The organism is Anaerolinea thermolimosa (assembly GCF_001050195.2).
GTDB classification, from domain to species: domain Bacteria; phylum Chloroflexota; class Anaerolineae; order Anaerolineales; family Anaerolineaceae; genus Anaerolinea; species Anaerolinea thermolimosa.
On the sequence record NZ_DF967965.1, the window covers coordinates 3,134,213 to 3,160,785 of the forward strand.

General features: G+C 58.8%; 22 protein-coding genes and 2 tRNA genes. 9 read left to right on the forward strand and 15 right to left on the reverse strand.

The window, feature by feature from the left end:
* Positions 1–287: 287 nt before the first annotated feature.
* On the reverse strand, positions 288–803 hold the full coding sequence (locus ATHL_RS14090) for a DUF3592 domain-containing protein (protein ID WP_062195170.1): 516 nt from the start codon (positions 801–803) through the stop codon (positions 288–290).
* 138 nt (positions 804–941) lie between these two features.
* Here ATHL_RS14090 and ATHL_RS14095 point away from each other — a divergent pair, with 138 nt between their 5' ends.
* From ATHL_RS14095 to ATHL_RS14120, 6 genes are all read left to right on the forward strand, one after another.
* The gene (locus tag ATHL_RS14095; RefSeq protein WP_162787726.1) at positions 942–1,211 is read left to right on the forward strand and encodes a PLDc N-terminal domain-containing protein; all 270 of its coding nucleotides are present in this window, start codon (positions 942–944) and stop codon (positions 1,209–1,211) included.
* A 75-nt stretch (positions 1,212–1,286) separates the two neighbouring features.
* Positions 1,287–1,787: a hypothetical protein gene (locus ATHL_RS14100; RefSeq protein ID WP_062195175.1), complete on the forward strand. Its 501-nt coding sequence runs from the start codon at positions 1,287–1,289 to the stop codon at positions 1,785–1,787.
* 10 nt (positions 1,788–1,797) lie between these two features.
* Complete coding sequence (locus ATHL_RS14105) at positions 1,798–3,720, forward strand: DUF5671 domain-containing protein (protein WP_062195177.1); 1,923 nt, start codon at positions 1,798–1,800, stop codon at positions 3,718–3,720.
* A gap of 60 nt (positions 3,721–3,780) precedes the next feature.
* Positions 3,781–3,867: transfer RNA gene (locus tag ATHL_RS14110), tRNA-Ser, on the forward strand.
* A gap of 175 nt (positions 3,868–4,042) precedes the next feature.
* Complete coding sequence (locus ATHL_RS14115; RefSeq protein ID WP_162787727.1) at positions 4,043–4,303, forward strand: hypothetical protein; 261 nt, start codon at positions 4,043–4,045, stop codon at positions 4,301–4,303.
* 60 nt (positions 4,304–4,363) lie between these two features.
* Positions 4,364–4,450, forward strand: a tRNA-Ser gene (locus tag ATHL_RS14120).
* A 565-nt stretch (positions 4,451–5,015) separates the two neighbouring features.
* Here ATHL_RS14120 and ATHL_RS14125 read toward each other — a convergent pair.
* The 9 genes from ATHL_RS14125 to ATHL_RS14165 all read right to left on the reverse strand — a co-directional run bounded on the left by ATHL_RS14125 (position 5,016) and on the right by ATHL_RS14165 (position 12,071).
* The gene (locus ATHL_RS14125; protein ID WP_062195183.1) at positions 5,016–5,846 is read right to left on the reverse strand and encodes an NAD+ synthase; all 831 of its coding nucleotides are present in this window, start codon (positions 5,844–5,846) and stop codon (positions 5,016–5,018) included.
* Between the two features lie 2 nt (positions 5,847–5,848).
* Positions 5,849–6,718: a nitrilase-related carbon-nitrogen hydrolase gene (locus tag ATHL_RS14130; RefSeq protein ID WP_062195186.1), complete on the reverse strand. Its 870-nt coding sequence runs from the start codon at positions 6,716–6,718 to the stop codon at positions 5,849–5,851.
* 12 nt (positions 6,719–6,730) lie between these two features.
* Positions 6,731–7,480: a prolipoprotein diacylglyceryl transferase gene (locus ATHL_RS14135; RefSeq protein ID WP_084001476.1), complete on the reverse strand. Its 750-nt coding sequence runs from the start codon at positions 7,478–7,480 to the stop codon at positions 6,731–6,733.
* A gap of 222 nt (positions 7,481–7,702) precedes the next feature.
* Positions 7,703–8,926 (reverse strand): DUF711 family protein, encoded by a 1,224-nt coding sequence (locus ATHL_RS14140; RefSeq protein WP_062195191.1) that lies wholly within the window; start codon positions 8,924–8,926, stop codon positions 7,703–7,705.
* Between the two features lie 52 nt (positions 8,927–8,978).
* The gene (locus ATHL_RS14145) at positions 8,979–9,761 is read right to left on the reverse strand and encodes a TrmH family RNA methyltransferase (RefSeq protein ID WP_062195194.1); all 783 of its coding nucleotides are present in this window, start codon (positions 9,759–9,761) and stop codon (positions 8,979–8,981) included.
* Between the two features lie 125 nt (positions 9,762–9,886).
* The gene (gene rplT, locus ATHL_RS14150) at positions 9,887–10,237 is read right to left on the reverse strand and encodes a 50S ribosomal protein L20 (protein WP_062195195.1); all 351 of its coding nucleotides are present in this window, start codon (positions 10,235–10,237) and stop codon (positions 9,887–9,889) included.
* A 255-nt stretch (positions 10,238–10,492) separates the two neighbouring features.
* Positions 10,493–11,275 carry a TrmH family RNA methyltransferase gene (locus ATHL_RS14155; RefSeq protein ID WP_062195194.1) on the reverse strand — a complete coding sequence of 261 codons (783 nt, stop codon included), beginning with the start codon at positions 11,273–11,275 and terminating at the stop codon, positions 10,493–10,495.
* Positions 11,276–11,400: 125 nt separating this feature from the next.
* Positions 11,401–11,751, reverse strand: a complete 351-nt coding sequence (rplT, locus tag ATHL_RS14160; protein ID WP_062195195.1) for a 50S ribosomal protein L20 — start codon at positions 11,749–11,751, stop codon at positions 11,401–11,403.
* Between the two features lie 83 nt (positions 11,752–11,834).
* Positions 11,835–12,071, reverse strand: a complete 237-nt coding sequence (locus ATHL_RS14165; RefSeq protein ID WP_062195198.1) for a large ribosomal subunit protein bL35 — start codon at positions 12,069–12,071, stop codon at positions 11,835–11,837.
* A gap of 370 nt (positions 12,072–12,441) precedes the next feature.
* Here ATHL_RS14165 and gltB point away from each other — a divergent pair, with 370 nt between their 5' ends.
* Together gltB and ATHL_RS14180 are read left to right on the forward strand one after the other, a co-directional pair.
* Complete coding sequence (gene gltB, locus ATHL_RS14175) at positions 12,442–17,094, forward strand: glutamate synthase large subunit (protein ID WP_062195205.1); 4,653 nt, start codon at positions 12,442–12,444, stop codon at positions 17,092–17,094.
* Positions 17,095–17,108: 14 nt separating this feature from the next.
* Entirely contained in the window at positions 17,109–18,602 is a 1,494-nt protein-coding gene (locus ATHL_RS14180; RefSeq protein ID WP_062195206.1) for a glutamate synthase subunit beta, read from the forward strand.
* 51 nt (positions 18,603–18,653) lie between these two features.
* On the opposite strand, the gene ATHL_RS14185 is transcribed toward ATHL_RS14180, so the two are convergent.
* From ATHL_RS14185 to ATHL_RS14195, 3 genes are read right to left on the reverse strand one after another with little or no spacing between them, the layout of a single operon-like run.
* A complete protein-coding gene (locus ATHL_RS14185) occupies positions 18,654–20,540 on the reverse strand; it encodes an ABC transporter ATP-binding protein (RefSeq protein WP_062195209.1) in 1,887 nt (628 codons plus the stop codon).
* Entirely contained in the window at positions 20,533–22,281 is a 1,749-nt protein-coding gene (locus tag ATHL_RS14190; protein WP_062195212.1) for an ABC transporter ATP-binding protein, read from the reverse strand. The genes ATHL_RS14185 and ATHL_RS14190 overlap by 8 nt, the downstream gene beginning before the upstream one ends.
* A gap of 48 nt (positions 22,282–22,329) precedes the next feature.
* Positions 22,330–22,788, reverse strand: coding sequence for a MarR family winged helix-turn-helix transcriptional regulator (locus tag ATHL_RS14195; RefSeq protein ID WP_062195216.1), 459 nt, complete (start codon positions 22,786–22,788; stop codon positions 22,330–22,332).
* Positions 22,789–22,916: 128 nt separating this feature from the next.
* On the opposite strand from ATHL_RS14195, the gene ATHL_RS14200 reads away from it, so the two are divergent.
* Positions 22,917–24,191, forward strand: coding sequence for a tetratricopeptide repeat protein (locus tag ATHL_RS14200; protein ID WP_062195217.1), 1,275 nt, complete (start codon positions 22,917–22,919; stop codon positions 24,189–24,191).
* Here the strand turns inward: ATHL_RS14200 and ATHL_RS14205 are convergent, their stop codons facing one another.
* Positions 24,192–25,442: an MFS transporter gene (locus ATHL_RS14205; protein ID WP_062195220.1), complete on the reverse strand. Its 1,251-nt coding sequence runs from the start codon at positions 25,440–25,442 to the stop codon at positions 24,192–24,194. It abuts the gene before it with no gap.
* 171 nt (positions 25,443–25,613) lie between these two features.
* On the reverse strand, positions 25,614–26,540 hold the full coding sequence (gene lipA, locus ATHL_RS14210; RefSeq protein WP_062195223.1) for a lipoyl synthase: 927 nt from the start codon (positions 26,538–26,540) through the stop codon (positions 25,614–25,616).
* Positions 26,541–26,573 lie beyond the last annotated feature (33 nt).

Consider the following 26,573-nt stretch of genomic DNA (forward strand, 5'->3'; position numbering starts at 1 on the left):
ATATGGACAGCGCTGCGGTCGTTCCTGCTGGCATTCCTTGACTTCTGGAAGTTTGAGTGTGACAATAGACATGGCAAGCTCCAAGGATATGGCTGTTGAGACACCTACCATATTACTCGGAGCTTGCTCTTTTTTCAAAAACCACCAGCTTTGGGACAGATACTACCCCCAAGAGTCAGAGCTTGCAACCCTTTTCTCCATACCCCCTGAATCCGGCCAACCTCTCCCGTCAGGCTCAGGCCAGGCTTTGCCTCCGGGTACGTTACCGTTCCTTAGAAGGTAAACGCTCACTGAGCCAGCAGTGACACAATCAGCATGAAGCCGCCTCCGCACGCAATAAAGGCCGCCAGTCCAAGGAAGATGATCCCCAGAATAAGCAAGGCATTCCCTGCCTGCAGGCGGGGCTGCAACACGGCCTCGGCCGGATTTTGCGGGTTGTAAAACACCCGCACCTCACCCCCTTCAGGATACCGGGCCACTTCTTGCTCCGCACTCCTGCGGTTTCGAGAAGTGGCCACCGGCCCAACGGCCAGCCGGTCACCCCGATAAGAAACCCCGTTAACCGCATATTCATAGACAACCCTCGGAGCGTAAACCTCCACACTCTCTCCCTCCGAATCGATTTCGGTGTGACTGGTCACGTAGGCCTCCAGCACTTTTCCCATTACTGAAGGCCAGGCAGCGCTCTCCTGTGCCTTTTGCTTTCCGCGGCGGTACGTTACCAGAACCCAAACCCCCACTGCCCCAAAAATCAGGGCCAGGCCACCCACACACAGGAACCCTAACCAGCTGACATTTCCCATCGCTCCCTCCCCAAATCAGGTATGCCATTATTATATATCGTGGATCGATAATCCCATTTCCCGGAGCCGCCAAATTACCCCGTGTGAGGGAAAATCCTGTACAATTGAAATTGCTATTTTTTTTTATCAAAGGAGTTCGTGGCTGTGGCCCCTGAAGATCTATTGCGCCTTCTTCTGTTGCTCACTGTGATTGGCATGGCCACGCTGGCCCTTTTGTATTTACGTCAACGGCGCATGCCCCCCCTGGACGCCCTCGCCTGGGTGTTGCTGGCCGTCCTCCTCCCCATTCTGGGACCAATTGTAGTCATTGCCATGCGCCCCGGCCGGCCTGCCTCTCGGGGCTTTCCTCGTCCTGCTCGAGTGGTTCCCGGCCAGCACTCCCGCAAAACGGCCAAACACCCATTTTAACGATGACCAAAAAATGTATAATGAAAAAGTAAGGATTTCTCACCTTACCACTGCTATTTCTTTCAGGAGGAGCCCATGCGGCAAGACCGTTTCCTGATCGGTATTCTGACCGGTATTGGGGTGCTGGTGGTGCTTGCGCTGGCGGTTTACTTTTTTCGCCGTAGCGGGCTTGACTACGTTCCCGAAGATACTCCCCGGGGGGTGGTGCAAAACTACATCGTCGCCTTGCAACGCCATGATTATGAACGCGCTTACCGTTACCTCGGGAGTTTCCAGAATCGGCCCGACCTGGCCGGTTTTCGCAACGCCTTTCTCAGTTATTTAGATCGCGAAGTGGCCCTGACCGGGATTGAGATCGGTGAGGTCAGTCTTTCCGCCGACGGCTCCAGTGCCCGAGTGTATCTGACGGTGCTGCGCGGCGGGCGCGGGCCGTTCGATCAGGGGTATCGCGAAAATTACACCGCCGAGCTGGCTCAGGAAGACGGACAATGGAAGCTTCAGAACATGCCTTACCCCTTCTGGAGCTACGACTGGGTTCAGCCGCTTCCCGCTGAGCCGGTTAAGCCTTCTCCGTAAACCAATCCGTATGCGAACCGTCAGACGTCTATACTTTTATCTGCTGGCTCTGATCGGCTCTCAGGCCATCATCTGGGGAGCGGTGAACCTGTTGCGCACCGTGATCGCCGGGAGGTTTTCGGGGACGGTCGGAACCCTGGCAAACGGCCTTTCTCTGGTGCTGGTTGGGGTGCCGGTCTTCCTGTTGCACTGGCTGACTGCCCAGCGTGAGGCTCAACAGGACGACGAAGAACGCGCCAGCCGCATCCGCGCTATCTTCCTTCATGCTGTGCGGGTATGGACGCTCATTCCCATCCTCTACGCCGCCCTGGCATTGCTGAACCGCTTTCTGGTCAGCGTGATGGGCCTGAGCGAAAGCGGAGCCTTTTTCGGCGCAGGGCAAACCTCGTCTGACAATCTGATTGCCATAGCCATCAACCTGGCAGCCTATCAATATTTCACCCATGTTCTCTCCAGAGACTGGCGAGAGGCCCCCGCAGGGCACTTCCTGGCAGAAACGCGCCGGCTTTATCGTTACCTGTGGGTGCTCTTCGGGTTAACCCTGACCATATTCGGGGTGCAGGGCACGCTAAGTTACCTTTTGAGCCTTCTTCAGGGGGTGGCCGCCGCTTCGGGTTACCGGCTGGCCACCAGCCTGTCACTCCTTCTGGTGGGAACTCCCGTCTGGGGAACCAGCTGGTGGCTGGTGCAGGAAAGCCTGGACGACCATACCGAGCGCGAATCGATCTTGCGCCTGGTGGTGCTCTACCTGATTTGCCTGGCGGGGGTGGTAGGTGTGTTATCTGCCGGCGGGCGAACTCTTTCGGGGATTTTCGGGGTATGGCTTGGCCGTCCTCAATCTCTGCCCGAATTCCTCTTCGAAACCGGCCCGGCACTCTCTGCCCTGGTTCCGCTGGCAGTCATGTGGGCCTATTATGGACGGATTCTTGAAAGGGAAATGACAACCCTGGCCTCCGCACCCCGGCGCGCCGGAGTGCGCCGATTATACCGCTCCTTCCTTGCGGCGCTGGGGCTGGCTACCCTTTTCATGGCGCTGTTTACCCTCCTCGGCTATCTGGTTGACGGCCTGTTAACCCGGAATGGGGTGATTCCGGTATGGGGAAAACTGAACACCGGCCTCGCCACCCTGGCCGTCGGGCTGCCCCTCTGGCTGGCCACTTGGCTACCCCTCCAGACCGAGGCCAGCGCCGCCAGTGAAAGCGGTGAGCGTGCCCGGCGTTCGGTGGTGCGCCGCGCCTACCTGTACCTGTTCATTTTCCTCTTCGTGGTCGGACTGATGGTCGCCGCAGGTGATCTCTTCTACAACCTTATTACCCACTTTCTGGGCTCACCGGTGAATGGAATTGGCGCCCTGGCGGTCAAGCGCGTGCTTTTTGCCGCGGCGCTGGCAGTTTTCCTGGTTTATCATCTGCGTGTGTTGCGCGCGGATGCACGTGCCGCCCAGCAGGCGCAAAGCAGAACCCATGCGGCTTTCCCCATCCTGCTCATCGTGCTCGATGAAATGCCCCTCGCCGAAGAAATGGTGCGTGCGCTGCACCGGCAAACTCCCCGTCTGCCCGTCGCGGTGCATTCTCTGGAACGCGGCGCGCCCGACGATACAATGCTCTCGGCTAAACTGGTCGTTCTTCCGTCACGGCTGGCCCTGGAACCCCCGGAAGTGCTGCGCCTGTGGTTGAGTGCATATCGCGGCCAGCGGCTGGTAGTTCCTCAGCCCCTTGAAGGGTGGACATGGCCCGGGGCGGCCACACGCTCGCTCAGAGAACTGGCGGAAGAAGCCGTCGGAGCGATCCGACAAATGGCCGAAGGCGATCTTCCCCGCGCAGGGTTACCCTCCAATCCCTGGGCAATCGCAGGGTATGTGCTGGGTGGGTTATTCGCCATTCAACTGCTGATTGGCCTGTTTGCTTTGCTGGTGAGCAGTCTGTTTGGCTAACAAGGTTGCGTGTTCGTGGTATAATCGCGTTCGCCAATTGAATTACATCATCCGATTGATGGAGAGGTAGCGTAGTCTGGCCTAACGCGCGCGCCTGGAGAGCGCGTGTACCGCAAGGTACCGTGGGTTCGAATCCCACCCTCTCCGCCTTTTTTTAACGAGACGGAGTGGTACCGTGGGCCCCCGCAGGGGGATGCTATTCGAACCCCACCTCTCCGCCTTTTTTTAACGAGACGAAGTGGTACCGTGGGCCCCCGCAGGGGGATGCTATTCGAACCCCACCCTCTCCGCCTTTTTTTAACGAGACGAAGTGGTACCGTGGTTGAGTGCATATCGCGGCCAGCGGCTGGTAGTTCCTCAGCCCCTTGAAGGGTGGACATGGCCCGGGGCGGCCACACGCTCGCTCAGAGAACTGGCGGAAGAAGCCGTCGGAGCGATCCGACAAATGGCCGAAGGCGATCTTCCCCGCGCAGGGTTACCCTCCAATCCCTGGGCAATCGCAGGGTATGTGCTGGGTGGGTTATTCGCCATTCAACTGCTGATTGGCCTGTTTGCTTTGCTGGTGAGCAGTCTGTTTGGCTAACAAGGTTGCGTGTTCGTGGTATAATCGCGTTCGCCAATTGAATTACATCATCCGATTGATGGAGAGGTAGCGTAGTCTGGCCTAACGCGCGCGCCTGGAGAGCGCGTGTACCGCAAGGTACCGTGGGTTCGAATCCCACCCTCTCCGCCTTTTTTTAACGAGACGGAGTGGTACCGTGGGCCCCCGCAGGGGGATGCTATTCGAACCCCACCTCTCCGCCTTTTTTTAACGAGACGAAGTGGTACCGTGGGCCCCCGCAGGGGGATGCTATTCGAACCCCACCCTCTCCGCCTTTTTTTAACGAGACGAAGTGGTACCGTGGGCCCCCGCAGGGGGGATGCTATTCGAACCCCACCCTCTCCGCCTTTTTTTAACGAGACGAAGTGGTACCGTAGGCCCCCGCATGGGGATGCTATTCGAACCCCACCCTCTCCGCCTTTTTTTAACGAGACGGAGTGGTACCGCGGGCCCCCGCAGGGGGATGCTATTCGAACCCCACCTCTCCGCCTTTTTTTAACGAGACGGAGTGGCACCGTGGGCCCCCGCAGGGGGATGCTATTCGAACCCCACCCTCTCCGCCCTGGTTGTTAAAAGCCTGCTCCACCACCCCTCTGCGAGTTGCTCATCATCCGGGCATGGCTTTTGCCATAAAAAAGATCAGGGAATGCCCTGAAGCATTCCCTGAGACATTCATTGCTTACAGCCTTCCCGGTTACGTACCCCAGTCTCGCAGGTATAAAAAATCGTAACCTATGGTGCGATGAGAGAGCTTGGCGATGGGCGGCAACACCCGCTTGAATTGATTGCGCCGCACCCGCTCCACCACTGCGCGCACAAAGGCGGGGTCAAAACCGGCCTCGATACATTCTTCGGGGGTATAACGCTCATCCACCATCAGGTAAAGCAGCCGATCCACTTCGGCATAGGTGTACCCCAGCTCCCCTTCATCGGTTTGCCCCACCCACAGATCGGCAGAGGGAGGTTTCTCGATGATGACCGCGGGCACCCCCACTGCACGCGCCAGCTGCCGCACCTGCGTTTTATACAGATCACCGATGGGGTTAATGGCGCAGGCCGAATCTCCGTAAAGGGTGGTGTAGCCCAACAAAATTTCGGTTTTGTTGCCCGTTCCCACCGCCAGCCCATGGAATGCCGCCGATTGGTCATAAAGCACGATCATCCGCGCGCGCGCCATAATGTTTCCCTTCCGCAGAGCATCCATATCAGGGAAACGCTCAATAAGCGGGTCAACCATCGGGGTGATCTCCACGGTAAGGCTGTGCACCCCCGTAGCCTCGATGACCATCCGGGCGTGTTCGAGCGATTCGGGCGAAGAGGTGCGGTAGGGCAAACGAATGGCCAGCACATTCTCCGGCCCCAGGGCTTCAGCCGCCAGAAAGCAGGACAGCGCCGAATCGATCCCGCCCGAAAGGTTGATCACGGCGCGCGAAAAGCCCATCCGGGTAATTTCACTGCGGATAAAACCGGTCAGAATGCGCCGGGCCAGCTCGGTATTGATGGAGAGATCAGGTGAAGGGTTCACACTCACCTCCCTGAATTGCGCGATCGATCGCTGAGAATGCGGTTTAACTCGCGCTGCACCAGAGCCGTACGCTCATCCCGCAACAGAGGCAGACGGCTGCGGGTGCGATGGAGCTGGTTAAGGTCGAGTTCCACCAGGGTAAGCGCTTCTTCAAACGCCGGGCCTTCCACAAGCAAATCGCCATTCGGGTCAAATGCCGCCGCCGAACCCCAGAAATTAAGACCATCCTCAAAGCCCACGCGGTTCGTATGCACCACGAAGCTGGTATACAGGCTGGCGTAAGCCCGCAGGATGTGGTTAACCCAGCGCGCCGAAGCCAGTTCGGGCCGCTCACTCAGGCCGCGCCCCGGGCTGGCTGACATAAACAGAAACACATCCGCTCCATCCAGCCACAACAGATAGGGCGGTGAGGCATGCCAGAAGTCCTCACAGATTAACATGCCCACGCGCCCGTAAGGGGTATCAAAGGCCTGCACCGTATCTCCCCAGGCAAAGAAGCGCCCTTCATCGAACAGGCCGTAAGTAGGCAAATACACCTTCCGATGCACGTGCAGCACCTGCCCGCGCGAAAGATAAGCCGCGGAAATATAAAAACGGTTGCGCACGTCTTCTTCCACAAAACTCACCACCACATCCAGCTTCTGGCTGGCCGCCAGCAACGGCTGGAAGACCGGATCATCTCCGCGCGGCTTGCAGGCCACCGCGGGAGTCAGATCCTGCAATACGTAGCCGGTCAATGACAATTCCGGGAAGACTACCAGATCGGCCCCACGGGCATGAGCCTCCTGGATAAGGGCCAAATGCTTCTCCAGATTGCGCTGGAGGTTGCCTAAAACAGTATTGATTTGAGCCAGGGCAACAGTTAATTTCATACCCTCGGAGAATCATCCTTTCGGTTTCTGACGCGCAACCAGATTCAACCATGCAAAGAGACCAAAAAAGGGCACCAGTAAGACAAGGTAAACCCAGGTATCCAGACGCACGCCCCGCCACAATTGCATGGGATCAGCCCGCAGGAAAGACGCCACCAGGCTCACCAGCACCAGCCACGACATCGCCAGGCTGGAAAGCCACCCCGAAGGCCGGGGAAGCGGGACGAGCGTCTCCATCAGATAATAAAAAACAGCCAGTGCCACTGCCGCCCCCAGTTGAACCGGAACACGCGCTGCAACCTGGCCGCTCAAATCGGGCGACTGCACCGCCCACCAGGTGCCCGTGGGGAGCTCAGCCCCGTAGGCCGCACCGATCAGCCAGCAACCCAGCCAGGTTGCCACCGAAACCGGCGGAATAAGCGGGTAAAGCCAGTCGGCCAGGCGCAGTACTTGCACCTTCTCAATTGCCGCCGCCAGCCACAACCCCAGCGACGCCCCCACAATTGCCCCCGGCGCCGAAAGACCCCCACGCCAGATCTGCAAGACTTCCACCGGGTGAGCACTGAAGTAAGTCAGCTCGAAGAGCGCGTAACCCAGCCGCGCTCCCACCAAACTGACTGCCAGCACGATCAACGCGGCATCCAGCCATTGCCCTGAACGCTGCCGGCTGACCCGGAACAGCCCCAGGGCAGCACCCAGCCCAACTGCAATCGCAAAAGCGCTCACTTCAACCCCCGAACATCTGAAGGATACGCGTATCATACCATAAATACGCCAGAGCCTTATTCGCCTTAAAACAAAACGTTGAGCCCTGAAAGCCGCTCAACGTCTGTTTAAGTTTTGACTGCCGGGGACGCCGACCCCGGCAGTCATTGAAAGGAGGAGAAGAAGAGAAGTCGCCCTTGCACACTATATTACCAGAGTCTAACCAGATATACTTGACGAAAAACCTACGATTTCCCTACGCTCCGCTTACGATTCGCCCTAAAACGAGCCGCGCGGGAGAATCGAAACCGTCTCTTCTCCGGTCAGCAAACCCTGCAACGCATCCGCCGAGAGGGCCATCACCCGTCCCCGCGCAAAATATTCGAAATCGAAAACCACTTCATCTCCAGCCTGCCTTCCGGGGATGGGCATCAGCCGGGCAATGAGCGGCTTGTTAAGCCGCAGGGCCATGGAGGCCACATCGAGCAAAACCCCCATTAACTGCTCGGTGCTGACATCTCCGGGTAAGGGCACAGTATCAAGCCCCGCACCGCACATCGTGGCATAAAGTAGCAGATCTTTCACCGTCAGCGTCCCTTCTGAAGACCGCCTGGCCAGGACAGAATCCTCCAGTACCGGCAGCATCAACCCATTGAAGCCCGTGTGCAGCCAGCGCCCCCGGTCAAGGGTATCTGCAAGGAAAGCCGCTGCCGCCACCGATCCGTGCCTCCCCAGTGCGGGCAGGCCAAGCGCCTCCAGAGCCGCCCCCAGTGAACACCAGTCAGCCGGGAAGGGTGCCAGAGAAAAATCGATCCCTTTAAAATCCACATTGTATTTCTGACTCAGGTGCACAGCCCGGCTGGTAAGCGACGTGGCGGCATCTTCCAGTGCGGTGAGCAGCCTCTGCCGGGCATCTGCCAGGCTGGTGGCCCGCCGCAGAGCCACAACAGCCAGGTCAGCCGATTCCACCGCCAGCGCAAAAGCCGGGCGCTCACCGGCATGGTACGCCCCCGGAAGAAACGGCCCGTGCGGCGCAAGGTTGGCCAGCGCTCCAAAGCGCAGATTGGCGAATCCATCGGGGCTCAGGCGAGCCGCCTGATGAATAATCCGGGCGCAGGCGCGCACCGCCGGTAAGGAAAGACCATCGCGCAGGCTGGCCATCTGCCCACCCAGGAACACCGCCTCGGTGGCTTCAAGAATCGGGATCACCAGGTCAAAGCTGGCCGGGAAGGCGGGCAGCGCCGGACCCAGCGAAAGATAGTCGAAACCTCGCTGGCGGGCATCCGCCTCCAGGGTTTGCGCCAGCCGAACCGCACTGGCCACTTCTTCGGTAGGATAAAGCAGTGGAAAGGGCACACTGGCAAGGCGGGTGGTCTGCACCTCGATCCCGGCCTGATCGAAAAGACGGCGCCCTTCTCCGGCCAGTTGAGAAAGCGTATCGAGCGCAGAATACGAATACGGTGAGCGTGGATCAAAGAAACAGGTGATCGAACGAATTTTCATGGGTAGATCCTTTCAACAAATACAGCCAGAAACCCCTCCCGCGTTGGAGAGCTCAGGTGATTTTCTCATACCTCTGGCGTACCACCTCGAACAATAAAATCCCTGCCGCCACCCCGGCATTGAGCGATTCACTCTTTCCGGGCATGGGAATGGTGATCAGGCCATCGGCCAGGGCGCGCGCCTGAACACTCGCCCCCTCGGCTTCGCCCCCAATCACCAGCGCCACTGGCACGGTAAGATCAACCCGCCAGCAGGGCATTCCCTCACCCGACTCAGCCACATACATCCGGCATGACGGTTTAAGCGCAGCGGCAATCTGCTCCCAATCTGCCTGCACCACAGGCAAGCGGAAGTGCGCCCCCATACCGGCGCGCACCACTTTTGGGGCAAAGGCGTCGGTGGTTCCCGGAGGCAGTAAAACCCCCTGCACACCCGCCGCCGCCGCACTGCGCAGCAGGGTGCCCAGGTTGCCTGGGTCGCGTATACCGTCAGCGACGACCGCAAAGTTCAACCCTTCTGGCAGAGGGTCATGGCGCCGGGCCAGCACCCCCAGCACACCCTGGGGGGTCTGAGTATCGGCCAGAGACTGGAACAGCGGAAGAGCCACCTCTTCCACATCGACACCACGGTTGCGGGCCTCAGCCAGCAGTGCCGTCGCCCGGGGCGAGAGCTCCCCGGCATACAGAAGCAAGCGCACCTCCCATCCTGAAGCCAGCGCTTCTTCCAGCAGGCGCACTCCTTCCACCACGAATGCGCCCTGCTCTTCACGGTCTTTTCGTCGGGCGATCAGGGCCCGCACATACTGAACCCGGGGATTTTGCGCCGAAGTAATCATGCCAGAAAACCTCATCTCCTTTGATTGTACTCAAATCGCGGGGGGTGGAATATCACGATCACGTCAAAAAAAACAACCCCCGTGATGCGGGGGTTGAATGGAGGGTTCGCTGCCTGGGTTATGACTCAGGCGGCTTTGGCTTTGGCAACCACCGCGGCAAATGCCTGCGGATCGCGCACAGCCAGATCGGCAAGAACCTTGCGGTTGAGGGCAATACCGGCGACCTTCATGCCGTTCACCAACCGGCTGTAAGTAGTGCCATTGAGGCGCGCCGCCGCGTTGATACGCGTAATCCACAGCTTGCGCAGATCGCGCTTGCGGGTGCGGCGGTCTCGGAAGGCATACCACAGGCTCTTGAGCATCGCCTCATTGGCGCGGCGGAACAGGCGATGCCGCGTGCCGAAATAGCCCTGAGTCATCTTCAAGATTTTTTTGTGACGCAGGTGGCCCTTCGGGCCTCCTTTAACTCGTGCCATGTCTTACTCCTTTGCGTACCCCTGGGCGTCGGTTTAAAACCCGTTGCAAACACCCAACTGGCAAGGCGGGTGGTCTGCACCTCGATCCCGGCCTGATCGAAAAGACGGCGCCCTTCTCCGGCCAGTTGAGAAAGCGTATCGAGCGCAGAATACGAATACGGTGAGCGTGGATCAAAGAAACAGGTGATCGAACGAATTTTCATGGGTAGATCCTTTCAACAAATACAGCCAGAAACCCCTCCCGCGTTGGAGAGCTCAGGTGATTTTCTCATACCTCTGGCGTACCACCTCGAACAATAAAATCCCTGCCGCCACCCCGGCATTGAGCGATTCACTCTTTCCGGGCATGGGAATGGTGATCAGGCCATCGGCCAGGGCGCGCGCCTGAACACTCGCCCCCTCGGCTTCGCCCCCAATCACCAGCGCCACTGGCACGGTAAGATCAACCCGCCAGCAGGGCATTCCCTCACCCGACTCAGCCACATACATCCGGCATGACGGTTTAAGCGCAGCGGCAATCTGCTCCCAATCTGCCTGCACCACAGGCAAGCGGAAGTGCGCCCCCATACCGGCGCGCACCACTTTTGGGGCAAAGGCGTCGGTGGTTCCCGGAGGCAGTAAAACCCCCTGCACACCCGCCGCCGCCGCACTGCGCAGCAGGGTGCCCAGGTTGCCTGGGTCGCGTATACCGTCAGCGACGACCGCAAAGTTCAACCCTTCTGGCAGAGGGTCATGGCGCCGGGCCAGCACCCCCAGCACACCCTGGGGGGTCTGAGTATCGGCCAGAGACTGGAACAGCGGAAGAGCCACCTCTTCCACATCGACACCACGGTTGCGGGCCTCAGCCAGCAGTGCCGTCGCCCGGGGCGAGAGCTCCCCGGCATACAGAAGCAAGCGCACCTCCCATCCTGAAGCCAGCGCTTCTTCCAGCAGGCGCACTCCTTCCACCACGAATGCGCCCTGCTCTTCACGGTCTTTTCGTCGGGCGATCAGGGCCCGCACATACTGAACCCGGGGATTTTGCGCCGAAGTAATCATGCCAGAAAACCTCATCTCCTTTGATTGTACTCAAATCGCGGGGGGTGGAATATCACGATCACGTCAAAAAAAACAACCCCCGTGATGCGGGGGTTGAATGGAGGGTTCGCTGCCTGGGTTATGACTCAGGCGGCTTTGGCTTTGGCAACCACCGCGGCAAATGCCTGCGGATCGCGCACAGCCAGATCGGCAAGAACCTTGCGGTTGAGGGCAATACCGGCGACCTTCATGCCGTTCACCAACCGGCTGTAAGTAGTGCCATTGAGGCGCGCCGCCGCGTTGATACGCGTAATCCACAGCTTGCGCAGATCGCGCTTGCGGGTGCGGCGGTCTCGGAAGGCATACCACAGGCTCTTGAGCATCGCCTCATTGGCGCGGCGGAACAGGCGATGCCGCGTGCCGAAATAGCCCTGAGTCATCTTCAAGATTTTTTTGTGACGCAGGTGGCCCTTCGGGCCTCCTTTAACTCGTGCCATGTCTTACTCCTTTGCGTACCCCTGGGCGTCGGTTTAAAACCCGTTGCAAACACCCAACGGCCGCTCCCAAAAGAATGAATGGATCAGCTGTTCTTCTTCAGATAGGGGGCCAGGCGCTCGACGCGTTTGACAATCCCCTCACCCTGGACGGGCAGCATCTCAGTGAACAGGGCTTTGGTGCGTTTGGAGGTGCGGCGGCGCAGATGGCTCTTCCCGCCCTTGGTTCGCACCAGTACCCCCGACCCCGTCAGGCGGAACCGCTTGGAGGTTGCCTTGTGGGTCTTCATCTTGATTTTTCCGGCTTTAGCTTTGCGTGGCACAGCGATACTCCTCTTTCTGTAAAACTTCTGCTCGCGCGAAGGCGGATTATACCATAAAAACCGCAAATTTCCTTAAAAAACTGCCCCGGGTAGGGGGAGGAATTTCTGGAATTTCAGGAAAATTACCCCCTTGACAAATCTATTTTGTGCTATAATCGGCCAATTATATCCACGAAACAGTCGTGATGATGGCTGGTCTTCAGATACACCTCTCCTTTCTTCATTGCCGAACGCAGCGGGTTCCCCTGCCGTCTGTAACGCGATTCTAATCTGCATAGACCATCATTCCCCGCCATGGCCGGTTGTTTTAACGTACCTTAAGCCGTCCCATATCTTCGTTTATTAACTCTTCGCCAGAGGAGAAGAAACCATGTCAAAAGAAAGTGATCCTTTCCAGAGAGGGCTCCCACCCGAACGCCAGGGTCTCTATGATCCGCAGTTTGAACACGATGCCTGCGGCACTGGCTTTGTGGTCAACATTAAAGGTGTCCCCTCTCACGATATCGTGGAACAGGCTCTGATCATCCTTGAAAACCTGTTCCATCGTGGTGCCTGCGGTTGCGAGCCAGATACCGGTGACGGTGCCGGCATGCTGGTGCAAATGCCGCACGAGTTCCTGCGCCGGGAATGCTCCCGCCTTGGGATTGACCTGCCCGGCCCCCGATATTACGCCGCAGGGAATCTCTTCATGCCGCGAGATGATGCCCTGCGGCGCGAGTTTGAACGGCGCTTTGAGCAAATCGCGGCTGAAGAGGGTCAGCGGGTGCTCGGCTGGCGCACCGTGCCCACCGATGGCAGTGCCCTCGGCCCCACCGCCCGCGCCGCCGAACCGGTGGTACGGCAGGTCTTCATCAAGCGCAACCCGCTGATCAAAGACCGCATGTCCTTCGAGCGCAAGCTCTACGTCATCCGCAAGCGCGCCGAACAGGCCATCCGCTACAGCGGCATCGAGGGAGGGAAGTCCTTCTACGTGTGCAGTCTCTCCTTCAAGACCCTCGTCTACAAGGGAATGCTCACCTCCAAACAGGTACGCGGTTACTACCCCGACCTTTCTGACCCGGCGCTCGAAAGTGCCCTGGCCATGGTGCATTCCCGCTTCAGCACCAACACTTTTCCCTCCTGGGATCGCGCACATCCCTACCGCTACCTGGCCCATAACGGCGAAATCAACACCCTGCGCGGCAACATTAACTGGCTGCACGCCGAGCAGACTCGCTTCCAATCCGCCCTTTTCGGCAACGACCTGCCCAAAATTCTCCCGGTCATCAATCCCGATGGTTCTGATTCGGGCATGTTCGACAACGTACTCGAATTGCTCGTCCTGGCCGGGCGCTCCCTGCCGCACGCCATCATGATGATGATCCCCGAACCGTGGTCCAAACACGAAAACATGAGCGAGGAGAAGCGCGCCTTCTACGAATATCACAGCACCCTGATGGAACCCTGGGACGGCCCGGCCTCTATGGTCTTTACGGATGGCGTGGGCATCGGGGCCACCCTGGACCGCAACGGCCTGCGCCCTTCCCGTTATTACGTCACCAGCGACGACCGCGTAATTCTGGCTTCAGAAGTGGGCGTGCTGGATATTCCCCCCGAAATGATCGTGAAAAAAGGCCGCCTGGAACCGGGCCGCATGTTGTGGATTGACACCGAAGAAGGACGCATTGTAAGCGACGAGGAGATTAAACACACCATCGCCTCTGCCCGTCCCTACCGAAAGTGGCTCAACGAGTTCATGGTCACCCTCGAAGACTTACCCGACCCTCCCGTGCCCCCGCTGGGAGGCATCGGTAAAGATCTGACCGGCCCCGACCGCGAACAAAAATTACACCAGTATCAGCAGAGTTTTGGCTACACTTTTGAGGATTTGCGTGTCATCCTCACCCCCATGGCCAGAGACGGCATTGAACCGGTTGGCTCGATGGGAAACGACACCCCCCTGGCCGTGCTTTCTAACCGTCCACAGCTCCTTTACAACTACTTCAAACAACTCTTCGCTCAGGTCACCAACCCCCCCATCGACGCCATCCGCGAGGAAATCGTCACTGCCACCGAAGTCATGATCGGCTCTGAGCAGAACCTGCTCGAACCCCGCCCCGAAAACTGCCGCCAGATCAAGCTTAAAACCCCCATTCTCACCAACGAAGAACTGGAAAAACTGCGTCATCTCAACCGGCTTTACTTCCGTACCGTGACCCTGCCGATTCTCTTCAACCCTGCCGAAAACGGGGCCGGCATGGAACGCGCCCTCGAAGCACTTTTTGAGCGGGTTGACCAGATCATCGCCCAGGATGAGGCGAACATCATCATCCTCTCTGATCGCGGCATCGACGAAGAACATGCCCCCATTCCAGCCCTGCTGGCCGTCTCGGGGTTGCATCATCATCTGATTCGCCAGGGCACGCGCACTCACATCGGCCTGGTGGTGGAATCGGGCGAACCCAGAGAAGTGCACCACTTCGCCGCCCTGCTGGGGTACGGAGCGGTGGCCATCAACCCTTACCTGGCCTACGCCACCATCGAAGCCATGATTCAACAGGGCCTGCTCACCGGCATCAGCTACGAACAGGCCGCTAAAAACTACACCAAAGCAGTGGTTAAAGGCGTGGTCAAGGTGATCTCCAAGATGGGCATCTCCACCATTCAAAGCTACTGTGGTGCGCAAATTTTCGAAGCCGTGGGGCTCAGCCAGGCCTTTGTTGATAAATACTTCACCTGGACGCCCACGCGCGTCGGCGGGGTGGGCATCGAAGTCATCTCACAGGAAGCCGCCATGCGCCATGCCCATGCTTTTGCAAAACGCTCGCTCAACGGCCACACCCTGCCGGTTGGCGGGCAGTACCAGTGGCGCGAAGATGGCGAACACCACCTTTTCAACCCCGAAACCGTCTACAAATTACAGCAGGCCTGCCGCAACAACGATTATCGCCTGTACCAGGAATATGCCCGGCTGATCAACGATCAATCAGAACGCCTGGCCACCCTGCGCGGTCTGCTGGATTTTAAATTCGCCGCAGAACCCATTCCGCTGGATGAAGTCGAGCCGGTGGAATCCATCGTTCGGCGCTTCAAAACCGGGGCCATGTCCTACGGGTCGATCAGCAAAGAAGCCCACGAGGCTCTGGCCATCGCCATGAACCGCATCGGCGGTAAGAGCAACACCGGCGAAGGCGGAGAAGACCCCGCCCGCTACTTCCCCGACCCCGGCGGCGACTCGCGCAACAGCGCCATCAAACAGGTAGCCTCGGCACGCTTTGGCGTGACCAGCAATTACCTCATCCATGCGCGCGAGTTACAGATCAAGATGGCCCAGGGTGCCAAACCCGGTGAAGGCGGGCAACTCCCCGGGCGCAAGGTCTATCCGTGGATCGCTCGTGTCCGCCACTCCACCCCCGGGGTAGGGCTCATCTCACCACCGCCCCACCACGATATTTACTCCATCGAAGACCTGGCCCAGCTCATCCACGACCTGAAGAACGCCAACCCCGAGGCACGCATCAACGTCAAACTTGTCTCTGAAGTGGGGGTGGGTACGGTGGCCGCAGGGGTGGCTAAAGCCCACGCCGACGTGGTACTCATCAGCGGCCACGATGGCGGCACAGGGGCCTCTCCGCAGACCAGTATTAAACATGCCGGGCTTCCATGGGAACTCGGTCTGGCCGAAACCCATCAGACTCTGGTGCTGAACAACCTTCGCAGTCGCATTGTGGTAGAAACCGATGGCCAGCTCAAGACCGGACGTGACGTAGCCATCGCCGCCCTCCTGGGGGCCGAAGAGTTTGGCTTTGCTACCGCCCCGCTCGTCGTGCTCGGTTGTGTAATGATGCGCGTTTGCCATCTGGATACCTGCCCCACCGGCATCGCCACCCAGAACCCCGAACTGCGTAAAAACTTTAAGGGTGACCCTGCCCATGTGGTGAATTTTATGTATTTTGTGGCCCAGGAACTGCGTGAGATCATGGCCAAACTGGGCTTCCGCACAGTCGATGAAATGGTCGGGCGCACCGACCGCCTCGAACCCCGCCGGGCCATTCAGCACTGGAAAGCCAGATACCTCGACCTTTCACCTCTGCTTTACCAGCCTGAGGTGCCCGCCGATGTGGGCCGCCATTGTATGATCGCTCAGGATCACGGGCTGGAAAACACCCTCGACCGAAAAGTGCTCCTGGAGCTGTGTAAGCCAGCCATCGAACGGGGTGAACGCGTCACCGCTGAACTGTCCATCCGCAACATCCATCGCACGGTGGGCACTCAGGTGGGCAGCGCCGTCACCCGCCGCTGGGGGCCAGAGGGCCTGCCTGAGGATACCATTCATCTGCACTTCCGCGGTTCAGCCGGGCAGAGCTTTGGCGCTTTCATTCCCCGCGGTATCACCCTGGTGCTGGAAGGCGACTCGAACGATTACATCGGCAAGGGGCTTTCGGGCGGGAAGATCATCGTCTACCCGCCGGAAGGCTCCACCTTTGCCCCCGAGGAGAACATCATCATCGGCAATGTGGCTTTCTATGGGGCCACCAGCGGAGAGGCTTACATCCGGGGCATGGCCGGAGAACGCTTCTGCGTGCGCAACAGCGGTATGCGGGCAGTCGTCGAAGGCGTGGGCGATCATGGCTGTGAATACATGACCGGCGGGCGGGTAGTGGTACTGGGCAGCACCGGGCGCAACTTCGCCGCGGGTATGTCGGGTGGCATTGCCTACGTCATTGATTGGGATGGCAACTTCGCCAGTCGGTGCAACCGCGAGATGGTTGACCTGGAACGCCTTGAATGCCCTGAAGAGATCGCTGAGGTTCGCGCTATGGTTGAAACCCACGCCGAGTTAACCGGCAGCCTTCTGGCTTACCGCATCCTCGCCACATGGCATGACGTGGTGCCCCGCTTTGTTAAGGTGTTCCCCCGCGATTACAAACGCATGTTGCAGGCATTGCACGACGTCGAATCCGAAGGGCTGAGCGGTGACGAGGCCATCATGGCGGCTTTCGAGATCAACAGTCGCGACCTGGTGCGCGTGAGCGGCAACTGATGGGAGGTGGAACGATGGGAAAACCAACCGGATTTATGGAATATCAACGAGAAATTCCCGGCGACCTGCCGCCGCATGAACGGATTCTGCACTGGAAAGAGTTTCACCGCCCCTTCCCGGAGGAAAAATTACGCCAGCAGGGAGCCCGGTGCATGGATTGCGGCATTCCCTTTTGCCACACAGGGAAATTGCTCAACGGCATGGCCGCCGGCTGTCCGATTAACAACCTCATCCCCGAGTGGAATGATCTGGTTTACCGCGGCCTGTGGAAGCAGGCACTGGAACGTCTGCTGAAAACCAACAACTTTCCTGAATTCACCGGACGGGTGTGCCCGGCGCCCTGTGAGGGGTCGTGCACGCTGGGGATCAACGCCCCCCCGGTGACGATTAAGAACATCGAACTCGCCATCATCGAGAAAGGCTTTGAAGAAGGCTGGATCACCCCTCAGCCACCCCCCGTACGCACCGGAAAGCGGGTGGCCGTGGTGGGTTCGGGGCCATCGGGCCTGGCCTGTGCCGATTTACTCAACCGCGCCGGGCACACGGTGACCGTCTTCGAGCGCGCCGACCGCATCGGCGGGTTATTGATGTATGGCATCCCCAACATGAAGCTCGACAAACAGGTTGTCCAGCGGCGCATCGACCTGATGGCCGCCGAAGGGGTCACCTTCATCACCCGCACCGAGGTAGGCAAAGACTACCCCGCTGAAAAACTGCTCACCGAGTTCGACGCCGTGGCGCTCTGCGGTGGGGCAACCAAACCGCGCGATTTACCCGTCGAGGGCCGCAACCTGAAGGGCATTCACTTCGCCATGGAATTTCTCCACGCCAACACGCGCAACCTGCTGGGCGGTTCGCTGGAAGAGGAGAACACCCTCACCATCTCAGCGCGCGGCAAGGACGTGATTGTGATTGGCGGCGGCGATACCGGCACCGACTGCGTGGGCACCGCCCTGCGGCATGGTTGCCGTAGCCTGACCCAGTTTGAAATTCTCGAGCGCCCACCCCTCGAACGCCAGCCCGATAACCCCTGGCCAGAGTGGCCCAAAGTCTTTAAGGTCGATTACGGACAGGAAGAAGCCATCGCCATGTTTGGGAGCGATCCCCGCGTTTACAGCATTCAGACCAAACGCTTCATCGGCGATGAACACGGGCACGTCCAGGCGCTGGAAACCGTCAACGTCGAGTGGGTGGCAGGAGCCAATGGGCGGCGTGCACCGCGAGAAATCCCCGGCACCGAGAAGATCTGGCCAGCGCAACTGGTCTTACTGGCGCTGGGCTTTCTGGGGCCAGAGGACCAGCTTCTGGCTCAGCTTGGGGTGGAACGCGATGAGCGCAGCAACGTGCGCGCCGCATCGGGAAAATACGCCACCAGCATTCCGGGGGTCTTCTCCGCCGGAGATATGCGCCGCGGGCAGAGCCTGGTGGTATGGGCCATTCATGAAGGGCGCGGCGCAGCCCGCGAAATCGACCGCTACCTGATGGGCGACAGCGAGATCACCGCCTGAATCCTCTCCCCCGGGCAGCTCTGATCCCCCCGGGGGAGAGGAAAAATTCGATCAGTCGGCCTGCGTCAGGGCGGGCAACCCCCTGAGATCACTTTCGGGGAGCGCCTGCCCCTTGAACTGGCTGTGGTAAAGCCGATAATAAAATCCACGCTGTGCCAGCAGGCTGGCATGCGTGCCGCGCTCGATCACCTGGCCGTTATGAATCACCAGCACCTGGTTGGCATCTCGCACGGTGCTTAAGCGATGCGCAATCACGAAGCTGGTGCGGCCTTTCATCAGGCGCATCAGCGCTTCCTGCAGGTGCTTCTCGGTGCGCGTGTCGACATTGCTGGTTGCCTCGTCGAGGATCAGAATCTCCGGGTCAGCCAGCACTGCCCGCGCGATGGCCAGAAGCTGGCGCTGTCCCTGGCTGAGATTGCTCCCCCGTTCGGAAAGCAGCGTCTGATAGCCGTGTGGCAAACGGCGGATGAACGGGTCGGCATTGGCCAGCTGTGCCGCGGCGATCACCTCGTCATCGGTGGCATCGAGCTTCCCATAACGGATATTTTCCATGACCGTGCCGGTGAAAAGGAAGTTGTCCTGCAGTACCAGCCCGAGCTTCTGGCGTAATTCGTCCAGCGGAATGGTGCGAATATCCCGGCCATCAATACGAATCGAACCTTCATTGACATCATAAAAACGGGTAAGCAAATTGACAATCGTCGTCTTACCGGCGCCGGTCGGCCCGACCAGCGCAACCATCTCGCCCGGACGAGCATGGAGGCTGACATCTTTGAGCACCGGTACGCCTGGCTCATACCCAAAGCTGACGTGGTCAAACACCACCTCACCGCGCACCCGCACAAGCGGCTCGGCATTTGCGGCGTCTTGCTCTGGCGTCTCATCCATGATTTCAAACACACGTTCTGCACCGGCCAGCGCCGATTGAATGGTGCTGAAAAGCTGGGCAATCTGGTTCAGAGGGCGTCCCAATCGCCCGGCATAGTTAATGAAAGCGGCGATCTCTCCCACCGTGGCCATTCCCCGCACGGCCAGCACCCCTCCCGAACAGGCCACCACGGCCAGTCCAAGGTTGTTCACCATATTCATCAGAGGGCCCATAAAGCTGGTCAACACCCGCGCCCTCAGGGCCACCTTTTTAAGGCGCTGGTTGATCCCTGAAAACTGCTCCACGGTCGCCTCTTCACGCGCAAAGGCCTTGATGGTGCGCAACCCTGTGATCGTCTCTTCGATGATGCCGTTCAAGGCGCCCAGGGTTTGCTGGGTTTCACGGAATCCCTGGCGCGTACGTTTGGCGATGGCGCGCGTGAGAAGGTAAGTGAGCGGCATGACCAGCAGGCTCACCACCGCCAGCGGCACGTTAAGCATGAAAATGATGATCAGCACCCCCACCAGCCCGAAGATGCTGGAGACAAGCTGGCTGAAACTTGACGCCAGAATATTGCTGATGTTTTCCATGTCATTGGTAAGCCGGCTCATCAGGTCGCCATGCGCACGCTGATCGAAAAAGCGCAACGGTAACACCAGCAAATGGTCAAACAGGTCACGGCGCATATCGCGTACCGCACGCTGCGCCACCCCTGCCATCAGGTAAGTTTGCCACCAGGTACCTGCGGCGGCCACCACATAGGTGAGTGCCATCAGGCTGACCAGACGCGCCAGCCCGGCCAGGTCTCCCCCTTTGATGAAGCGGTCAATGGCCAACCCCATCAGGTAGGGGCCAAGCAGGTCAACCGCTGAAGTCACCACCACCAGCAACGCCGTTCCCAAAAGCACCCAGCGCTGAGGCCGCAGGTACCTCGCCAGGCGCAGCAGGGTGGCACGAGCATTCCTGGATTTCTCTCCCTCTCGTAGCAGAGCCATCGGGCCGCCCGGGCGAAAGCCCAGCACCGGCGCGGGAGCCCCCCCGGAGGCAGGTGCGCGTCTGGTTTCACTCATACAGCTTCACTCCATTCCCCAGTTGCGATTCGTAAATCTCACGGTAAATCGGGCTATTCTCCATCAACTCCCGATGAGTTCCCTGCGCCACAATCTGGCCGCTATCCAGCACCAGAATTTTATCGGCCTTCAGTACCGTGCTGATGCGCTGTGCAATGATCAGACAGGTACGGTCGCGCATGATCTCGTCCAGTGCATCCTGAATTTTTACCTCGGTTTCCACATCCACCGCACTGGTACTGTCATCCAGAATCAACACCGCAGGTTTCATCAGCAGGGCTCTGGCTATGGCAATGCGTTGTTTCTGCCCACCGGAGAGGTTGACCCCGCGTTGCCCCACCACGGTATCGTAGCCATCCGGTAAGGCAAGGATGAAATCATGGGCCTGGGCGGCTTTCGCCGCGGCAATCACCTCTTCATCAGAAGCATCCGGTCTTCCATAGCGAATGTTGTCGCGAATTGTTCCACTGAACAGCACCGTTTCCTGCAGGACAATGCCCATGTTCCGGCGCAGGGCTTTCTGGTTAAACGCGCGAACATCCATCCCATCCAGGGTCACCTGCCCCGCCTGCACATCGTAGAAACGAGGGATCAAATTCACGAGTGTGGTCTTCCCCGAACCGGTCATGCCCAGCAGGGCTACCATCTCACCGGGCCGGGCCGAAAAGCTGATTTCCTTCAGTACTGGCTCACTCTGATTCCCATCGTAACCGAAGGTAACCCGCTTAAATTCTACCTGTCCCTTAAGGGTCACTTCTGACCGCGCCTCGGGGAGGTCTTGTACATCGGGTTGGGTCTCAAGCACTTCCACAATCCGCCGGGCAGAGGCTTCGGCACGCGCGAATTGGATCACCATCTGGCTGACCATCATCAGCGAGAACAGGGTAGTCATGAGGTAATTGACAAAGGCAATAATTTGCCCTACCTGCATTCCCCCCTGCACCACCTGAATTCCGCCAAACCACAGTACACTGATGATTCCCAGGTTCATCGTCAGCATCATGAAAGACGGCATAATCGCCACCGTGCGCGCTGCCTGAACGGACTGCTCTGCCAGATTGTGATTGGCTTTTCCAAACCGGCTTCTCTCATAATGGGCGCGGGCAAACGCCTTTACCACCCGTACCCCGGACAGGTTTTCTTCCATCACCCCGTTGAGGGCATCAAGCCGTTCCTGAACCAGGGTGTAAAGAGGGGTGGCCCGGTTGACAATCCAGATCACCGCCGCCAGTTCGATAGGCAACAGCACCAGCGGCAGGAAAGCCAGTTGAGGGCTGGTGATGATCGCCATCACCAGGCTGCCCACCAGCAGCAGCGGCGCCCGCACCAGCATGCGCAGGATAATCAACACGCCTTCCTGTACCTGAGCCACATCATTGGTCAGCCGGGTAATTAACTGGCCGGTCTCGAACGCATCCAGATTACGGAAAGAGAACGACTGCACCTTGCGGAATAGACTCTCTCGCAGGTCGGCCCCAAAACTTTGCACGGTCAGCTCGGCGAAAATACCGTTACTCATTCCTCCGGTCGCGCCGATTACCGCCAGCCCGAACATGATCAACCCCGTCTGGAGCACCAGCGACATATCCAGACGGGCGATCCCTTCATCTACAATGCGTTGCACCATCCGTGGTTGCATCAGGTCCATCACCACTTCCATTAACATTAAAAGCGGTGCCAGCACAATCCACAACCAGTAGGGCTTTAAATACGTCACAATCTTTAAAGCAGCATTTTTCATGAAGCCAACCTCAATGCAGCGATTGGAAGCTGTCAGGAACGATAAGGATCAGCAGGGGGGTTTATCCCCCATCACCCGGAGCAAATTTCCACGGATGCGCTCCAGATACTGACGCAGGAGGGGAAGCTCGTCAGCTGAAAAGCCGGAGAAGGTTTCGGCTTCGATGCGCTCCAGCACCTTCTGAACATCCACCTGAACCGCCCTCCCGGCCTCGGTTAAATAAACCCGTGAAATACGCTGATCCAGGGGGTCAGGAGTTCGCTTCAGAAAGCCCGCCTTTTCCATGCGCTGGAGCATTTTTGAGAGCGTGGCCGGGGTAATGTTCAATCGGGTGGCCAGTTCGGTATGTGTCAGCCCTTCTTCTTCCCACAGAATGCGCAGCACCGGCGGCTGGCCGCGGTACAACCCCAAACCTTCCAGGAGCTGATGCACGCGCGAATGATGCAAATGACAGATCTGCGCCAGCAAAAAGTCAATCGATTCAGGGAGAGACGAAGAGAGAGACATACAGCACCCGGCAATTTATTTAGTCGGCTAATTATTAGCCGACTAAATTTTACCCCGTTCAGGGAATATGTCAAGAGCAAGGCGCCCAATTGTGGACTTCTCTTTTACGACCGGGATATAATCAATGGATGACACGTTCACCCACTTTTGACTTGCTCAGCCGTGGCCGCGCCGCCGCCATGGCCGGAGAGAAAGCTGAAGCCCGGCGCTACCTGGAGCGGTTACTGTACCTTGATCCACCGCTGGAAGAGCGCCTGGAAGCACTTTACTGGTTAAGCGAAGCGCTGGAAGACCCGCACGAACAGCGCGCCTGTTTGGAGGAAATTCTGGCACACAACTTCGGAGATGCGCGCGCCCGCCGCAGGCTGGCCATCCTTGATGGCAAACTCCGCCCCGAAGAAATTGTCAACCCCGATCAAATCCAGGCTCCCACCCCGGGCGACCCGCAGACCGCCCGCACCCGTTCCTTCACCTGCCCTCAATGCGGTGCGCGCATGGTCTATGCCCCCGACGGACAAACCCTGATCTGTGAATTTTGCGAAACCCGCAAACGCGTTGCTGCCGGGCAGACCGCCCCTGAAGATGATTTTCTCATCGCCATGGTGACGGCCAGAGCCCATCATCGCCCGACCACCGCACACCTGGTGACCTGTCAGGGTTGCAGTGCCTCTTTCATCCTCCCCCCACAGACCCTCACCCAGACCTGCCCCTACTGCCTCACCCCCTACGCCATCGAGCAGGTAGAAGAACGCCCTTTCGATGCCCCCGACGGCATTCTCCCTTTCACCCTCAACGCCACAGCCGCCCGCCAGGCCTTGCACGCCTGGCTTGCCGGGGATCCACCCCGGGGCAAGGTGCGCGTTTCTCACCCGACCGGGATGTACCTGCCCGTGTGGCTTTTTAACATGGGCGGGCAGGTAAGCTGGAAAGGAAGCCTTTACCAGAACAAACAGCGCATCCCCGTTTCTGGCATGCGCGTGATCAGCCGGGCAAATTTGCTGGTGCCGGCCAGCCATCACCTGCCCGAAGCCCTGCTTCCCGCCCTGCATGGCTTCAATCTGGATAACCTTCAGCCTTATGAGGCCGGTTTTCTGGCCGGGTTCCCGGCAGAAACCTTTACCATCACCGCCGCCAACGCCTCGCTGGAGGCGCGCCGCCTCGCTCTGGAAGCAGAAACCCGCGAGATCCAGCACACGGAACTCGATCAGCCCGCTTATGATTTCTCGGTATCTACCGGCAACATGCTCGTCGAAAGTTATCGCCTGGCGCTTCTGCCGCTGTGGCTGGCTTTCTATGATGTGGATGGGCGCCGCTACGATGTGGCCATCAACGGGCAAACCGGGGCGGTCACTGGCGAGCGCCCCGGGAAGAATCTGCTGGAACGCATCAGCCAGTGGTTTTGATCAGACCCTGACCGGACGCCACAGGAAAGAGGTCGACCCGAGGATAGAGAGCGCCCCGAAGGCAATCAATGCAGGCGCCAGCCCCACCCGGTCAGCAATGGCCACTCCCACCAGCGGGCAGATGAATGCCCCGATGTTCACAATCGAAATATACAAGCCCGTGTACACCGGACGCTTGGCCGGAGGGGTAACCTTGAGCAGACTGTTGAAATGGCTCAAGTTGACTGCCGGGCTGAGCAGGCCGTTCAACCCTACCACGAAAAGAATCAGGGTGAGATTGGGGAGCAGCCCCACCAGCATCGGGATCAGTCCCAGGGTAATGATGGTACGCTTGAGCACGGGCATCTCGCCGGTGCGGGCGATCACCCAGCGCCAGAACATCCATCCCAGAATGGTAGTCATCGTCAGCACTGTGCCCTGCAGTCCCAGCCAGGCGTCAGAAGCATCGAGCTGGCGAACGTAATAGAGGATGTAGAGGGGAGAGGCCAGCCACAACCCGATGCCGTGCAGGATGGTATTCGTGGTCAGGCGTTCAAAATTCGGCTCATCCCTCAGGGCGGTGCGCAGGGCGTGCCATTGCGCCGTAAAAGACGCCGACCCATTGGGAGGCTCAGGCTGGCTATCGGGCACATTGACCTTCAGGATGAAGTACTGGCTGAGCAACGAGACCAGAAACCCGAAAACGTACATCAGCTGATAATTCATCGGGAAAGTCCCGTGGCTCAACCACTGGCCAAAGAGGAACACACAGATGCTGGTGGTGGCGTTGGCGGTAATGTTTCGCGCCGAGAAAACCGCCGCCCGCCGCTCCGGTGGAATGACATCGGCCAGCATGGGAATCCAGCCCACATTAAAGAAATGCGCCGGTGCACTGATCAAAATGAGCAGGGCTACGGCCACCGTGCCCTGATTCACCCCGGCGATTTTGAGCAAAGGCACCAGCGCCACCAGCAAGAATCCGGCCCGGTGCATCAGAAGGCTGCCCGCAATCCACGGTTTACGCCGTGCCCTCCCCTGCAAAAAACGCCCCGCCGGGATGGAGATAATCACCGCCAGCAGGGCCGGCAACGAAGTAAGCAGACCAATATCCTCGTTCGAGGCCCCCAGCCGAATGGCATACGCGCCATTAAAACTGGCTGCCGCCCCCAGAACCGCGGCGAAGAAAATCTCCACCACCAGATAGAACGCACTGCGGTCTTCTTCGCTATGGGGATTAATGCGCAGCAGACGGTACAGCCACGGTGTATTCATAGGGACAAGTCCCTATTGTACTCGAATGCTTATTTTCGAATAGAGGAAACCCTTCATCTGTAAGACGGCTGAAAGGTTCAGCCCATCGGTTGAGGCATAAAAACGCGGAACTACCCGGGGTACATGCCGGGCAGTTCCGTTTTTAGCCCATTCATTCCAGATGGCCAGTCGCTACCCGTAAAGTTGATGGTGCACCGCGCTCAATGCGCGCACCTGCTCGGCCGCATGATACGATGAACGCACCAGCGGGCCGCTTTCCACCCAGCGGAACCCGATTTCCAGCCCGAATTCTTTCAGTTCGGCAAATTCATCCGGGTGATAGTAGCGGGCAATCGGCAAATGCTGGCGACTTGGTTGCAGGTACTGCCCGATGGTCAGAATTTCGACCCCCCAGGAACGCAAATCGCGCATGACGTCTTTGATTTCTTCCATCGTCTCACCCAGCCCCACCATGATTCCGCTCTTGGTCAGCACATCGGGATCCATCTGTTTGGCGTGGGTGAGGGTGGCCTGCGCCCACTCATAGCGGTCCTGCGGCTGCACCAGTTTGAACAGGCGCGGCACCGTCTCTACATTATGGTTGAGAATTTCGGGGCGGGCATCCATGACGATTCGCAGAGCCTCAGCACTCCCTTTGAAATCCGGGATGAGCACTTCAATGGAGCAGCCGGGATGAATTTCTCGAATACGCCGAATGACCATGGCAAAAACAGGCGCTCCACCGTCGCGCCGCTCATCGCGGTTGACTGAGGTGATCACCGCGTGTTTGAGATTCATCGCCTTTACCGCCTGAGCCACGCGCTCCGGCTCGCTTAAATCCAGCGCCTGCGGGCGGCCATGTTTAATGTCGCAAAAACCGCAGGTGCGCGTACAAATATCACCCATCATCAGGAAGGTCGCCGTGCCAGACCCCCAGCACTCTCCCATATTGGGGCAACCGGCTTCCTCGCACACGGTGTGTAGCGTCTTCTGACGCATCAAATTCTGCAGCCATTCAAAAGTCTCTCCCGAAGGCGCTCTCACACGAATCCAGGAAGGGCGCCGGATGGGAGTAGTATCGATTTTTTCGGGGTTGACCCGATCACGTGTCGCATCCATTAAGTAAGCACCTCCAACGTACCGCCGATTGTA

What these genes read in the sequence shown, in the direction of transcription:
- ATHL_RS14090 (WP_062195170.1), bottom strand. Translation starts at nt 803, where the DNA reads ATGGGAAATGTCAGCTGGTTAGGGTTCCTGTGTGTGGGTGGCCTGGCC.
- ATHL_RS14100 (WP_062195175.1), top strand. Translation starts at nt 1,287, where the DNA reads ATGCGGCAAGACCGTTTCCTGATCGGTATTCTGACCGGTATTGGGGTG.
- ATHL_RS14105 (WP_062195177.1), top strand. Translation starts at nt 1,798, where the DNA reads ATGCGAACCGTCAGACGTCTATACTTTTATCTGCTGGCTCTGATCGGC.
- ATHL_RS14130 (WP_062195186.1), bottom strand. Translation starts at nt 6,718, where the DNA reads ATGAAATTAACTGTTGCCCTGGCTCAAATCAATACTGTTTTAGGCAAC.
- ATHL_RS14135 (WP_084001476.1), bottom strand. Translation starts at nt 7,480, where the DNA reads ATGATACGCGTATCCTTCAGATGTTCGGGGGTTGAAGTGAGCGCTTTT.
- ATHL_RS14140 (WP_062195191.1), bottom strand. Translation starts at nt 8,926, where the DNA reads ATGAAAATTCGTTCGATCACCTGTTTCTTTGATCCACGCTCACCGTAT.
- ATHL_RS14145 (WP_062195194.1), bottom strand. Translation starts at nt 9,761, where the DNA reads ATGATTACTTCGGCGCAAAATCCCCGGGTTCAGTATGTGCGGGCCCTG.
- rplT (WP_062195195.1), bottom strand. Translation starts at nt 10,237, where the DNA reads ATGGCACGAGTTAAAGGAGGCCCGAAGGGCCACCTGCGTCACAAAAAA.
- ATHL_RS14155 (WP_062195194.1), bottom strand. Translation starts at nt 11,275, where the DNA reads ATGATTACTTCGGCGCAAAATCCCCGGGTTCAGTATGTGCGGGCCCTG.
- rplT (WP_062195195.1), bottom strand. Translation starts at nt 11,751, where the DNA reads ATGGCACGAGTTAAAGGAGGCCCGAAGGGCCACCTGCGTCACAAAAAA.
- gltB (WP_062195205.1), top strand. Translation starts at nt 12,442, where the DNA reads ATGTCAAAAGAAAGTGATCCTTTCCAGAGAGGGCTCCCACCCGAACGC.
- ATHL_RS14180 (WP_062195206.1), top strand. Translation starts at nt 17,109, where the DNA reads ATGGGAAAACCAACCGGATTTATGGAATATCAACGAGAAATTCCCGGC.
- ATHL_RS14185 (WP_062195209.1), bottom strand. Translation starts at nt 20,540, where the DNA reads ATGAGTGAAACCAGACGCGCACCTGCCTCCGGGGGGGCTCCCGCGCCG.
- ATHL_RS14190 (WP_062195212.1), bottom strand. Translation starts at nt 22,281, where the DNA reads ATGAAAAATGCTGCTTTAAAGATTGTGACGTATTTAAAGCCCTACTGG.
- ATHL_RS14195 (WP_062195216.1), bottom strand. Translation starts at nt 22,788, where the DNA reads ATGTCTCTCTCTTCGTCTCTCCCTGAATCGATTGACTTTTTGCTGGCG.
- ATHL_RS14200 (WP_062195217.1), top strand. Translation starts at nt 22,917, where the DNA reads ATGACACGTTCACCCACTTTTGACTTGCTCAGCCGTGGCCGCGCCGCC.
- ATHL_RS14205 (WP_062195220.1), bottom strand. Translation starts at nt 25,442, where the DNA reads ATGAATACACCGTGGCTGTACCGTCTGCTGCGCATTAATCCCCATAGC.
- lipA (WP_062195223.1), bottom strand. Translation starts at nt 26,540, where the DNA reads ATGGATGCGACACGTGATCGGGTCAACCCCGAAAAAATCGATACTACT.